Below are 11,897 nucleotides of genomic sequence, written 5' to 3' on the forward strand. Positions count from 1 at the left end.
GGCCGGCGGGCTGAGGTGGGGCGGCCCGCAGCCGCACGTCCGATCCGCGATGCCCCGACGATCCGACGGGAATCCGATGCGCACGAACACGCCCTGGGGCCCCTGGGACCCGATGTCCCTCGACGACGCCGTGCGCCTGCTCGACCCGCTGCGCACGCCGTGGTGGATCGCGGGCGGGTACGCGGTCGAACTGGCGGTGGGTCGCGCCTACCGGGACCACGGCGACATCGACGTGCTCCTGCTGCGCCGCGACCAGCTCGCCGTCCAGCGGGTCCTGCCGGGCGGGCAGTGGTGGGCAGCCGATCCGCCCGGCACCCTGCGCCCCTGGCTCCCCGGTGAGATCCTGCCGCCGCAGGTCCACGACATCTGGTGCCGGCCGGGCGCGGGTGAACCTTGGCGTGTGCAGTTCATGCTCGACGACGCGGTGGACGACGCCTGGGTGTTCCGGCGCGACCCGAGGATCCGCCTCCCGCTGGAACGGCTCGGCCGGGTCTCCGACGGCGGCGTTCCCTACCTCGCGCCCGAGGTCCAGCTCCTCTACAAGGCCAGGTCCCGGCGGCCCAAGGACGAGCAGGACTTCGAGGCCGTGCTGCCCGTCCTCGGCGAGGACGGGCGTGCCTGGCTGACGGAGACGCTCATCCTGGCGGAGGGCGCCGGCCATCCCTGGGCGGCCAGGCTGCGGGCCGGCTGAGTTCAGACCACGTACGTACCGGCCTTCGCCGCGACGACCGCGGCATCGGCGGCGCGGTCGGCGGCCGCCTCGTCGAGCGGGTCGCCGCTGGCCAGCAGGCGGTAGTAGAGGGGGGCCGAGACGGCGCGGATCACCTCGTCGGGATCGGTGCCCGCGGGGAGTTCGCCGCGTTCGACGGCCTCGGTGACGCATCCCGACCACTCCTCGATGCGGAGCGCGTAGAACCGGTGCAGGGCCTGTGCCGTGCGCGCGTCGCAGGTCGCCGCCGCGATGACGGAGCGGAACAGGGCCCCCTGGCGCGGATCGGTGAGCGTCGACAGCACGAGCCGGGCGTTGGCCTTGAGGTCCTCGGCCAGTGAGCCGGTCCGGGTCCGGGGCGAGGACTGTTCGGCCATGTCGTCGAGCAGGTCGGCGATCAGGCCGGTGGTGGTGGACCAGCGCCGGTAGACGGTCGTCTTGCCGACCTCCGCGCGCCGGGCGACATCGGCGAGGTCGAGCCGGTCGAAGCCCTGTTCGGCCAGTGCGTCACCAGCGGCGCGCAGAACGGATTCGCGGACCCGGGCGGTGCGCCCGCCGGGCCGGACCGTGCCGGGTTCCACGTTCTCCGCGCTTTCCGACGTCATAACGGGTCTCCAGTTCCATTAATGAGTGCTTCTCTGCTACGGTCACTCCATCTTAACGGAACCACAGACCCGTTAAAACTTCCGTCCGAGGAAGGACGACCATGTCCGCACCCAGCCAGACCTCACCACGCACCACCACGGGCCCTGCCGAGGCCCCGCCGGCCGGCTCCCGTATGACCGGACGGCAGAAGCTCGTCCTGACCCTCCTCCTGGGCGCCCAGTTCATGATCGCCGTGGACTTCTCGATCCTGAACGTCGCCCTGCCCGTGGTCGGCGAAGGACTCGGCTTCTCGCTCCCGGACCTTCAGTGGATCGCCACCTCCTTCGCCCTGGCCGCCGCGGGATTCACCCTCCTGTTCGGCCGCATCGCCGACCTCGTGGGCCGCAAGCGCCTCTTCGTGGGCGGCATGGTCGTGCTCGGCCTCTCCTCGGCGCTCGGCGGACTGGCGACCTCCCCCGAGGTCCTGCTCACCGCCCGGGTCCTCCAGGGCCTCGCCACGGCGGCCGTCACCCCGGCCGGACTGGCCCTGCTGACCACCGCGTTCAAGGAGGGCCCGCTGCGCGAACGAGCCCTCGGCCTCAACGGTGCCCTGATGTCCGCCGGCTTCACCGCGGGCGCCATCCTCGGCGGGCTGCTCACCGACCTGCTCTCCTGGCGCTGGGCCTTCTTCGTCAACGTCCCCGTCGCAGCCCTCGTCGTCGCCCTCGCCCCGTCCGTCATCACCGACTCACGCCCCGCCGGCCGCCCGCGGCTCGACATCCCGGGTGCCGCGACCGTCACCGGCGGACTGCTGCTCCTGGTCTACGGTCTGACCCAGGCCGGCGCGACCGGATGGACCGCGCCCACCACCCTGGCCGCCCTGCTCGCCGGCGCCGCGCTGCTCATCGCCTTCTGGTTCGTCGAGAAGAAGGCCGCTGCGCCGCTCGTCCCCGTACGCATCCTCAAGCGCCGCAGCGTCATCTGGGGCAATGCCACCGGTCTGATCGCCTTCGTCACCGAGACCTCGCTGGTCTTCCTGCTGACGCTCTACCTCCAGGAAGTCCTCGGCTACTCGCCGCTCGCGACGGGCCTCGCCTTCGGTGTCCTGGGCGTCGGAACGGTGATCGGCGGCACGCTCGGCGGCCGGGCCGTCGGCCGCTTCGGCAACCGGACGACGATCGTCGCCGGCGGCATCGTCCAGGCCGTCTCCACGCTCTCCCTGGTGGCGCTCGGCACCTCCGGGGCCTGGATCTGGCTCCTGCTGGCCGCCACGTTCATCGGCGGCATCGGAAACATGCTGATGATCGTCGGCTTCATGGTCACCGCGACCTCCGGCCTCCCCGACGACGAACAGGGCCTGGCCACGGGCCTCGCCACGATGACCCAGCAGGTCGGCATCACCATGGGCATCCCGGTCATGAGCGCCATCGCGACAGCCCGGATGTCCGCACTCGGCGACGCGGGGCCCGGGGGCGTCCTGTCCGGTGTCTCGCTCGCGATCCTGGTCAACTCCGCACTCGTGCTGGCCGGGGCCCTGCTCGCAGGAGCCTTCCTCGGCCCCCGGCGCGCGAGGAGCGACGCCGAGCGGTGACGGCGCGGAGCGCGCACCGCACGCCCACGACCGACCGAAGACGCGGGGCCGCAGCGGCCCCGCGTCTTCGCGTGCGGGTCCCGCAGGCAGGGGCGGAGCGGCAGAAGCCGTTCGCCGCCGCCACCTTCCCGTGTCCTTCGGACGCCGGAGGCCGCCTCGTTCGAGGAGCGACCGCGTACCTTGGCGCTGGATCGGTCGAAGGGGAGAAGAGGGGGACGCCGTGGGGGCGCGCATTCTGGTGGCCGAGGACGACGTCAAGCAGGCCTGGCTGGTGCGGCTGTACCTGGAGCGCGAGGGCAACGAGGTCCAGGTCGTCGGGGACGGGCGGGCGGCGCTCGACCGGGCTCGCAGCGGGCGGCCGGACCTCGTGGTGCTGGACGTGATGATGCCGGGGGTCGACGGGCTCGACGTGTGCCGCATTCTGCGGTCCGAGTCCCAGGTGCCGATCCTGTTGCTGACGGCGCGCAGCACGGAGGAGGACATGCTGCTCGGCCTCGACCTGGGGGCGGACGACTACCTGACGAAGCCGTACAGCCCCAGGGAACTCGCCGCCCGTGTACGGGCGTTGCTGCGGCGGTCGGGCGCGCTGGGACGGACCGATGTGGGCGAGGTGCTGTCGGTGGGGGATCTGGTGATGGACACCGACCGGTTCGAGGTGCGCATAGCGGGGGAGCCGGTGGCGCTCACCGGCAAGGAGTTCGCGGTGCTGCGGATGCTCGTGGGGGAGCCGGGGAGGGTGTTCACGCGGGCGCAGATCATCGACCGCGTCTTCGGGTTCGACCGGAACGTGCTGGAGCGGACCGTCGACGCGCATGTGATGAATCTCCGGCGGAAGCTGGAGCACGGGCGGGAGGGGGCGGGTACGCAGTACGTGGAGACCGTCTACGGCCGGGGCTACCGGCTCTCCGACCGGGCTGCGGGCCGGCCGGGAGCAGTCGGGTGACGTTTCGGCTCAGGGCTCTGGGGCTGCTGCTGCTCGTTGCGGTGGTGGCGACGGTGGCGACGGCGTGGCTGACGCTCCGGCTCGCCACCGGGCAGGTGGAGGAATCGGTGTCCGCGAGCCGTTCCGACACGGCCAGGATCACCGAGGAGTTGCGCGACTACGGCTTCTCCCACGGGACATGGACCGGGGTCGAGGACGTGGTGCGCCGTCTGTCGGAGGGTACGGGGCAGCGCATTCAGGCCGGCACCGGTGACGGAGTGCTGCTCGCAGACTCGGACGTGCTGGCGGGGCGGAAGCCGCGGCCTGCGAGCGAACAGCCCCCCGTCGTCATCGACGCGCAGCCGGAACTGCGCTTTCCGCCGGGGGACGGACCGGGCCTCGCCCTGGTGAAGCAGACCGTGACGGCGATGGGACGGTACCGCGCCACGGCGGCCCGGACCGCGTGTCTGACCGGAGCAGGTGCGACGGTGACGGCGACCGGGGACGGCATGGGGCTGCCCCGGGTGGTGGCGGACCGTCGGGTCCCGCACTGCGACGACGCGGCCGACGACCCGAACCCGCTGTCCACCCCCGATCACGACGCGGCCGCGGGGTGCTTGGAGGAGAAGGGCCGACAGGACCTGCAGCACTGTCTGCAACGGGCGTTCGCCACCCGGACAGCCGCGGTGGCACCCGACGAACTGCAGGTGCGGCTGGGCACCCGGAACGAGGCGCCGCCCACGTTCGACGTCATGCCGGTCGCTGGTGTGGCGGGCGGAGTGGTGCTGGTGGTCGTGGCCGGCGCGCTGCTGCTGGGCCGAACCGTGCTGCGTCCGATCAGGGCCCTGACTTCGGCGGCCCGTGGCCTCGGCGAAGGGGACCTGGCGCACCGGGTGCCCGTGGCCGGGCGGGACGAGATCGCGGGGCTCGGCCGCAGCTTCAACCGCATGGCGGACTCGCTGCAGGAGGCGGAGAAACGGCAGCGCCGCCTCACCGGCGACATCGCGCACGAACTGCGCACCCCTCTGGCCAATCTCCGGGGGTACCTGGAGGCGCTGCAGGACGGTCTGGTCGAGCCCACGCCGGAGCTCCTCGCCTCCCTCCACGAGGAGGCCATGCTCCAGCAGCGCATCGTGGACGATCTGCAGGACCTGGCGTTGGCGGAGGCCGGGGCCCTCACCTACCACCGGACCCGGATCGAGCTCGGGGAAGTACTGCGTGCCTGCCGCACGGCCCACCGCGCCCGCGCGGAGGAGGCCGGGGTGCAGCTGGCGGCTCACGGCGACGGCCCGGTGCCGGTGGAGGCGGACGCACACCGGCTGCGTCAGGTGGTGGGCAATCTCGTATCCAACGCCGTGCGGGCGACCGGGAGCGGCGGAACGGTGACGATCTCCTCGGAATGCCGGGACGGTGCCGCGGTGATCGAGGTGCGGGACACCGGTTCGGGCATCACGGCCGGGGAACTGCCCTACGTCTTCGACCGGTTCTGGCGGGCGGATGCGGCCCGCGGCCGGCAGACCGGCGGAAGCGGGCTCGGCCTGGCCATCGTGCGGCAGATAGTGACCGACCACGGGGGATCGGTGGAGGTGGAGAGTGCGGTGGGCGTCGGCACGGTGTTCACGGTGCGGCTGCCCATCGCGCCGGGGGACTGAGCTGGTCGGCGCGCCGTGAGCGGTGCGTGGCCGGCCGGATGTGCGGCGGGGTTCCGCCGCACACCGGCCGGCACGGGTCAGGTCCCGGCCAGTGCCTCCGTGGGCGCGAGCCGTCCGGCCCGGACCGCTGGGTACAGGCCGGCCAGCGCTCCGATCACCAGTGTGGTGGCGATCCCGGCGGCCGTCGCCCAGACCGGTACCTCGGTGGGCCAGTCCCGGACAGCGGCGTAACCGGCGGTGATCGCCGTGCCGAGGACGGTGCCGGCCAGTCCGCCGAGCGCCGAGAGCAGCAACGACTCGGCGACGAACTGGCCGCGGATCTGCCCGCTGGTAGCTCCGAGTGAGCGCCGCAGCCCGATCTCGGGACGCCGCTCCAGGACCGAGACGACCATGGTGTTGCCGACGCCGACCCCGCCCACCAGCAGTGCCACCCCGCCCAGGCCGAGCAGCAGCCCGGTCAGCGCGGACTGTGTCGCCTCCCGTGCGGCGAGGGCGTCCGACGGCCGGGACACCAGCACGCCGCTGTATTGCTGCGGGTTGGCCGTGGCCGCGAGGACGTCCCGGACGGCGGAGACCCGGTCCTCCCCGGCCCGGACGTAGACCGTCGTCGGCCGTCCGTCGTAGCGGAGGTAACTGCGGGCCGCCCGATGGCCGACGAGCGCGGAGCTGTCGAGCTCGGGCGCCAGCGGTACCGGGTCGAGGACGCCGACCAGCGAGAACCACGTGCCGCCCAGCCACAGTCGGGTGCCGGGCGTGTACACGTCGAGGCGCTGCGCGGCCTTAGCGCCGAGCACCACCGCGGGGTACTCCTCGGTGGCTGCGGACAGCCAGCGGCCGCTGCGCACCGTCCCGCCGACCGCGGGCAGCAGTCCGCTGTCCGCGGCGGCGACCGCCACACTGCCGGTGCGGCCCACGGGGATGAATTCGTTGCGGTAGACCGCTGCGTCGGGAACCGTGCCGGTGGCGGCCACGTCCTCCACCGGGCCGATCCGCCCGATCATGGGAACGGCCTGCTCGGGCAGCGGTACCTGCTGCCCCTCCGCGTCCTTGCCCGGGGCGACGCGCAGCAGGTTGGTGCCCAGACTGTCGAGTCGGCGGTCCACCTCGGCCCTGCTGGAACTGGAGATCCCGACGACCGACACCATGGCCGCCACCCCGATGGCGATGCCCAGGGCGGACAGGAACACACGCAGCGGGCGGGTCCGCAGCCCGGTCGAGCCGAGCCGGACCAGATCGGCGGGGCGCAGCCGGGCCGGCCGAAGCGCGCCGGACGATCCCGGAAGGGTTCTTCTCACAGCAGTTCCCCCGTCCGGACGGTGTCGGCGATGATCCGTCCGTCCCGCATCTCGATCCTTCGGTCGAAGGCCTGGGCCATCTGCCGGTCATGGGTGATCACCACGACCGAGGTGCCGGCGGAATGCAGATCGCGCAGGAGGGCGAGTACCGCGGCGCCGGAGGCGGAGTCGAGGTTGCCGGTGGGCTCGTCGGCGAGCAGCAGGGACGGTTCGCCGATCACCGCGCGGGCGACGGCCGCACGTTGGCGTTCGCCACCGGAGAGCTGGTGCGGAAGGTGGCCGGTGCGGTGCCCGAGACCGACCCGTTCGAGGGCAACAGCCGCACGGCGGTGGCGCTCGCGTCTCGGGACGCCCGCATACAGCAGGCCGTCGGCGACGGTGTCCAGCACGGGTACTCCCACGGCGAGATGGAACTGCTGGAAGATGAAGCCGACCCGCTGGGCCCGGAGCGCGGACAACTCCCGGTCGGAGAGGTCCGCGACCGGGTACCCGTCGATGGATACCCGGCCCGAGGAGGGCCGGTCCAGGGTGCCCATCAGGTGCAGCATTGTCGACTTCCCGGAGCCGGACCGGCCCACCACACAGGTCAGTTCGCCGTGACCGATGGACAGGTCGACGCCGTCGACAGCGGTGACACCGCCGGGGTAGCTCTTCGTCACGCCTTCGAACAGCACGACCGGCACGGAGGCGGGAGGCGTCACTCGGGGATCCTCACCTTCAGGCCTTCGCGGACGCCCGGGCCGCTCACCGCGACCACCCCGTCGGCGAACAGGCCGGTCTTGACCGGGACGAAGGTGGCGGCCGTAGCGGCCGGTTCGACGGCGTACCCGCCCTCGGCCAGCGCGACGAGCGCCGCGACGGGCACCTTCAGGACGTTCTTGCTCTCCTTCAGCACGTAGCGGACGGTGACGGGTCCGCTCTCCAGCCGGCCGACCGCGTTCTGGTCGTCGAAGGCCACGACCACGGAGACGGTGGCATCCCCGCCCGTGGGCCCCCCGGTGCTGCCGCCCTCGGAACGTCCTGCGCCGTCACCGCCCACCACGGCGTCCCTGCCCACTCCGGCGACCTTCGCCGCGGCACGGCGGCCGTCGGGGAGCTCCACCGTGACCTCGGTGCCGCGCTGCGCCCAGCCCAGGTCGGCGGCCGGTGCCTCCAGGACCACCATGCGCGACGTACTCGTGTAGGTCACCGGGTTTCCGGTCACCTCGGCCCCTGTCTGTGCGTCCGCACGGGCGACCCGGACCGCTCCGGGGGCGTAGACGATGTCGCCGACAGCGACCTTTCCGGTCGGCGGGAGGCCGAGGTCGCGTTGCCAGCGCTTGACGGCCGTCGCCGTCAGTCCCGTGTACTCCTCGTCCACGGTGAAACCCGTGTATCCCAGCGCGCTGAGGTTGGTCTCGAACTGCTTGACGTCCATGCCGCGCAACGGGACCGCGCTCGTGGACGTTCGCGGTGCGGGCGTGGGGGCCGAGTCGTCCGTGGCCTTCCCAGCGTCATCCGTGCCTGTCGGACGCTCGTTCGACTGCTGTCGCACCGTCAGTTCCCGGTACATCGGCAGGCTTCCGTAGAGCAGGGTGACCGGCCGGTCGTCGACCCGCAGCACGGCCTCGCCGCGCTTCACCCGGGCTCCGGTCTCCGGAAGCCAGGTGACGGTCCCCTCGGCGCGTACGTGGAAAGGGACTTCGGGACCGTGCCCGAGTGTGCCGTCGATCTCCTTCTGCTCGGTCAGGGTGCCCCGCTCCACCTGGACCGTCCGGTCCGTCCTGGGGGGCCTCGCATCCGATCTGTCCCCGTCACCGCCGCCGAGTCCGAGAGCGCTGACCGTGCCCGCCCCTGCGAGCAGCACGATTCCCACCCCGATCCATAGAGGCGTGCGCCTGCGCGGCCGGCGCCGGGGCGCGGGAGTGTTCCGTTCGTCGTCCATGCCGAGGCTCAGCCCTTGGCCTTGGAACCGTCGTCCGGAATGCCGGCGATCTCACCGCAGGCGCGCTGGGCCCGCTTCGCCCCGGCGGAGGTGGAGTCCCAGACGACTTCCTCGGAGAAGCCCTTGTCGTCCGTGTCCGGGAAATCGGGTGCCCCGCTCTCCTGCATGCACTTCGCGTAGCGCTTCTTCTGCTCGATCTCCTGCGCGGAGAGCGCCGGCTGCATCTCGCGCTCCAAGCTGTCCGGGACCGGCACCACGAGGTCCTGGCACTTCTCCTGTGCATCGAGGAACTTCGGATCCTGCTTGGCCTTGCGGGTGTCACCCAGGTCGACGTTCCCCTTGGCGTCCGGGTCGGGCGCGTCGAGCCCGTTCTCCCGCAGACAGGCCACCCACTTCCGCTTGGCTTCGACGTATTCGGCCAGCTCGCTCGATGCCCCTGGAGCGGCCGAAGAGCTGCCGCCCTCCTCGCCCTTCCCCACGGACGCGACCTCGCCGTCGCCCGTGTCCCCGCCCCCGCCACAACCGGTCACGGCCAGCGCCAGCAGCAGCGAGGCCGCGCCGAATCCCATGCGTGCTCTTGTCTTCATGAGGGGGAAGCTTGGCGTCGTCCTTTGAAGAACCCTTGAAGAACCCATCAAGAACTGTTCCGGGAAAGCGACGGGGCGGAGTGGACGGCATGGGGTGAGGCCGGGGGCGGGCGCCTTCGGGCGGTGAGCAGGGGATGCAGCCCCGGGCCGGACAACGGCTTGCGTGGCCGGCCCGGCCTGGGACGCGATGCCCGCAATGCTTGGCGTGATGAACGAGCAGCCCCTGGTGAGGTCCCCCACCACAGCAGCCGTGCGTCGGCCGGAGCCGGTCCACCGTCCGGGTGCAGCTGTGACGCGCCGTCCATCGGCAGGGGGCGGCACCAGCGCCCCGGCGATCCGGGGATCGCCCCCGGCAGCGGGTACGCGCTGTCGCCGGGTGCTCGTGAGCCGGGGCGTGGACGACGGGTTACGGGCCGTCCCGCGGGTCGGCGACCGGCACTGGTCCGTGGCGAGCTTGCTCCTCTCAGGCGCGGTGGTGTTCCGTTCGGCCCGGCCGTCAGCACCCAGCGGCTCTGCGTCCACCTCCGCCAGGCCCCTCACCGGCCCCCTACGGAGGTGTCATCCCGCCCGCCGCTGGTGCCGCACGCGCCGTGTCATGACCACACCCGGGACGCCGACCGCGAGCAGGACCGGCGCCGCGGCGGCGATCCCGAACCAGAGGAAGATGGCGCCGTAGCCGTGCGCAGCCTTCGCCGCGTTCGCGTCCGCCTGTGCGAGGAGGACGAAGCTCAGCACGAGTGCAACCGCCATGAGGAGAGTGATGAGCGCGGCGAGCAGGACGAGAATGCCGGCCCACCGCCGGTAGGAGCCGGTGACCGGGCGGGCCTGCGGTGGTGCGTACATGGCGTACGCACCGGGAACGTGGGCCGGGTGACGCGCCGGCGGCTGGTCGGACATGGGCCCCAGTTCTACTGCGCGGGGCCCTGCCACGCCACCCCACTGCCGATGCCGCTCCCGCCCCGGCCCGTCGGCCCGCACGGACTGCGCCGCGCGGACGCTCGGAACACGAGAGCCGAGCCCGTGACCGCAGGGGCCACGTACGTCGTCTCGGCGCTGCGGAACGAGCCCTTCCAGTGGCCGGCTCCCTGGTAGAGCGACGGGGTGCAGACCGCGCTGATGCCCATGAGGCCGAGGCATCCGTCACCGTCGGCGTCACCCGGTGCGGTGCGGTGCGGTGCGGTGCGGTGCGGACCGGGTCAGCGACCTGCGGAGATGTTCCCTGGGGGGCACTGACCCGGCCTTTCGCCGTTGACCGGCGACGGGCCCCGACGGCTCGTCAGTTCGACGGATCCCGGTGATCGCCGGTGAGCGCGCGGCGCATGCCGCGCAGGCCGTACTCGAAGGCATCGTCGATGTCGCCCCCGAACCGGAAGGCGCCGTTGAGTTCCATCTCGATGAAGCCGGTGGCCCAGGACGTCAGCATGCGCGCGGCTTCCAGCATCTCCTGATCGCCCACGAGTTCCCGGGCGACGCGCAGTGTCGGGCCGGCCATGCGGGCGAGGGCCTCGGGGGGTGCGTGCGCCGAGTGCATGAGCCGGAAACCTTCGGGCCGTTCCTGGGCGCGCCGACGGTAGCAGCGTGCCAGTTCCTCAAGGGTGCCGTCGGTCGCCTCCAGGCTGGCGGTCACGTCGTCGATGGTGGCCTCTGCCACGGCGGCCAGCAGAGCGGCCCGGTTGCCGACGTGCTTGTACAGCGATGGAGCCCGCACTCCCACCCGCTCGGCGACGCCCTGCATGGTCAGCCCCTGCTGCCCCTCCGCCTCCAGCAGTTCGCGGCCCGCGGCGACGATCCGGCCGAGCGAGGTCTTCTCCGGAGTCGGCATGCTCCACCCCTTCCTGGCTTAAGGCTATTGACGTTAGCCATCATAGCTATTTACGTTAGCCATCCAAGGTTGCAGGCTTCATCCCAGGAGAGGCTCCATGAAACTCGCACCCCATCTGCACCGCCTCGGCAACGACGTGGTGGCGTGCTACCTCATCGACACCCCCGAGGGCATCACCCTCATCGACGCGGGCCTGCCGGGCCATTGGCGAGATCTGCAGCGTGAACTGACCTCCCTGGGCAAGTCCGCTGACGACATCCGTGGTCTGGTGCTGACCCACGGCGACTCCGACCACATCGGATTCGCCGAACGCCTCCGCCGCGAGCACGGCGTCCCGGTGTACGTCCACGCCGCCGACGCCGACCGCGCCCGCACCGGCAAGAAGCCCAAGACCCCGGCCGGCCCCATGCGGCTGGGGCCCACACTGCGCTTCTTCGGCTACTCGCTGCTGAGCAAGAACGGCCTGCGGACCCGCTACATCGGCGAGGTGTCCGAGGTCCACGACGGCGACGTCCTGGACCTGCCCGGCAAGCCGGCGATCGTGGGCATGCCGGGACACTCCCCGGGCAGCGTGGCCGTACATGTACCCCTGGCCGACGCGGTCTTCGTCGGTGACGCCCTGACCACCCGCCACGTCCTCACCGGCCGCACCGGACCACAGCCGGCACCCTTCACCGACGACCCGGCCGAAGCACTCGACTCCCTCGACAAGATCGCCGGTCTGCAGGCGTCCTGGGTGCTTCCCGGCCACGGCGCCCCCTGGCGCACGTCGCCGGCGCAGGTGGGCGAGGCCGTCAGGAAGGACTGAGG

At 72.2% G+C, this 11,897-nt stretch carries 13 protein-coding genes; 5 read left to right on the forward strand and 8 right to left on the reverse strand.

Going from position 1 to position 11,897, the window contains the following annotated elements; translation table 11 throughout:
- The first annotated feature begins 76 nt into the window (after window positions 1–76).
- Window positions 77–691, forward strand: coding sequence for an amino acid transporter (locus tag ABZ434_RS09120; protein WP_359133327.1), 615 nt, complete (start codon window positions 77–79; stop codon window positions 689–691).
- A 2-nt stretch (window positions 692–693) separates the two neighbouring features.
- On the opposite strand, the gene ABZ434_RS09125 is transcribed toward ABZ434_RS09120, so the two are convergent.
- Complete coding sequence (locus tag ABZ434_RS09125) at window positions 694–1,314, reverse strand: TetR/AcrR family transcriptional regulator (protein WP_359133329.1); 621 nt, start codon at window positions 1,312–1,314, stop codon at window positions 694–696.
- A gap of 101 nt (window positions 1,315–1,415) precedes the next feature.
- Here ABZ434_RS09125 and ABZ434_RS09130 point away from each other — a divergent pair, with 101 nt between their 5' ends.
- The 3 genes from ABZ434_RS09130 to ABZ434_RS09140 all read left to right on the forward strand — a co-directional run bounded on the left by ABZ434_RS09130 (window position 1,416) and on the right by ABZ434_RS09140 (window position 5,459).
- Window positions 1,416–2,885 carry an MFS transporter gene (locus ABZ434_RS09130; RefSeq protein ID WP_359133331.1) on the forward strand — a complete coding sequence of 490 codons (1,470 nt, stop codon included), beginning with the start codon at window positions 1,416–1,418 and terminating at the stop codon, window positions 2,883–2,885.
- A 220-nt stretch (window positions 2,886–3,105) separates the two neighbouring features.
- Window positions 3,106–3,828, forward strand: a complete 723-nt coding sequence (locus ABZ434_RS09135) for a response regulator transcription factor (RefSeq protein WP_359133333.1) — start codon at window positions 3,106–3,108, stop codon at window positions 3,826–3,828.
- On the forward strand, window positions 3,825–5,459 hold the full coding sequence (locus ABZ434_RS09140) for a HAMP domain-containing sensor histidine kinase (protein ID WP_359133335.1): 1,635 nt from the start codon (window positions 3,825–3,827) through the stop codon (window positions 5,457–5,459). Before ABZ434_RS09135 ends, ABZ434_RS09140 begins: the two co-directional genes overlap by 4 nt.
- 77 nt (window positions 5,460–5,536) lie before the next feature.
- Here the strand turns inward: ABZ434_RS09140 and ABZ434_RS09145 are convergent, their stop codons facing one another.
- From ABZ434_RS09145 to ABZ434_RS09175, 7 genes are all read right to left on the reverse strand, one after another.
- Complete coding sequence (locus ABZ434_RS09145; RefSeq protein ID WP_359133337.1) at window positions 5,537–6,754, reverse strand: ABC transporter permease; 1,218 nt, start codon at window positions 6,752–6,754, stop codon at window positions 5,537–5,539.
- Window positions 6,751–7,455 (reverse strand): ABC transporter ATP-binding protein, encoded by a 705-nt coding sequence (locus ABZ434_RS09150; protein ID WP_359133339.1) that lies wholly within the window; start codon window positions 7,453–7,455, stop codon window positions 6,751–6,753. The genes ABZ434_RS09145 and ABZ434_RS09150 overlap by 4 nt, the downstream gene beginning before the upstream one ends.
- Window positions 7,452–8,678 carry a peptidoglycan-binding protein gene (locus tag ABZ434_RS09155; RefSeq protein ID WP_359133341.1) on the reverse strand — a complete coding sequence of 409 codons (1,227 nt, stop codon included), beginning with the start codon at window positions 8,676–8,678 and terminating at the stop codon, window positions 7,452–7,454. Before ABZ434_RS09155 ends, ABZ434_RS09150 begins: the two co-directional genes overlap by 4 nt.
- A gap of 8 nt (window positions 8,679–8,686) precedes the next feature.
- A complete protein-coding gene (locus ABZ434_RS09160) occupies window positions 8,687–9,265 on the reverse strand; it encodes a hypothetical protein (protein ID WP_359133343.1) in 579 nt (192 codons plus the stop codon).
- Window positions 9,266–9,823: 558 nt separating this feature from the next.
- Window positions 9,824–10,162 carry a hypothetical protein gene (locus tag ABZ434_RS09165; RefSeq protein ID WP_359133345.1) on the reverse strand — a complete coding sequence of 113 codons (339 nt, stop codon included), beginning with the start codon at window positions 10,160–10,162 and terminating at the stop codon, window positions 9,824–9,826.
- A gap of 11 nt (window positions 10,163–10,173) precedes the next feature.
- Window positions 10,174–10,389, reverse strand: coding sequence for a hypothetical protein (locus ABZ434_RS09170; RefSeq protein ID WP_359133347.1), 216 nt, complete (start codon window positions 10,387–10,389; stop codon window positions 10,174–10,176).
- A 152-nt stretch (window positions 10,390–10,541) separates the two neighbouring features.
- A complete protein-coding gene (locus tag ABZ434_RS09175) occupies window positions 10,542–11,087 on the reverse strand; it encodes a TetR/AcrR family transcriptional regulator (protein WP_359133349.1) in 546 nt (181 codons plus the stop codon).
- Window positions 11,088–11,184: 97 nt separating this feature from the next.
- Between ABZ434_RS09175 and ABZ434_RS09180 the strand changes: the two genes are divergently transcribed.
- On the forward strand, window positions 11,185–11,895 hold the full coding sequence (locus tag ABZ434_RS09180) for an MBL fold metallo-hydrolase (protein ID WP_359133351.1): 711 nt from the start codon (window positions 11,185–11,187) through the stop codon (window positions 11,893–11,895).
- The last annotated feature ends 2 nt before the right edge of the window (window positions 11,896–11,897 follow it).

The sequence above is a fragment of the Streptomyces sp. NPDC005761 genome, from assembly GCF_040630635.1.
Classification (GTDB): Bacteria; Actinomycetota; Actinomycetes; order Streptomycetales; family Streptomycetaceae; genus Streptomyces.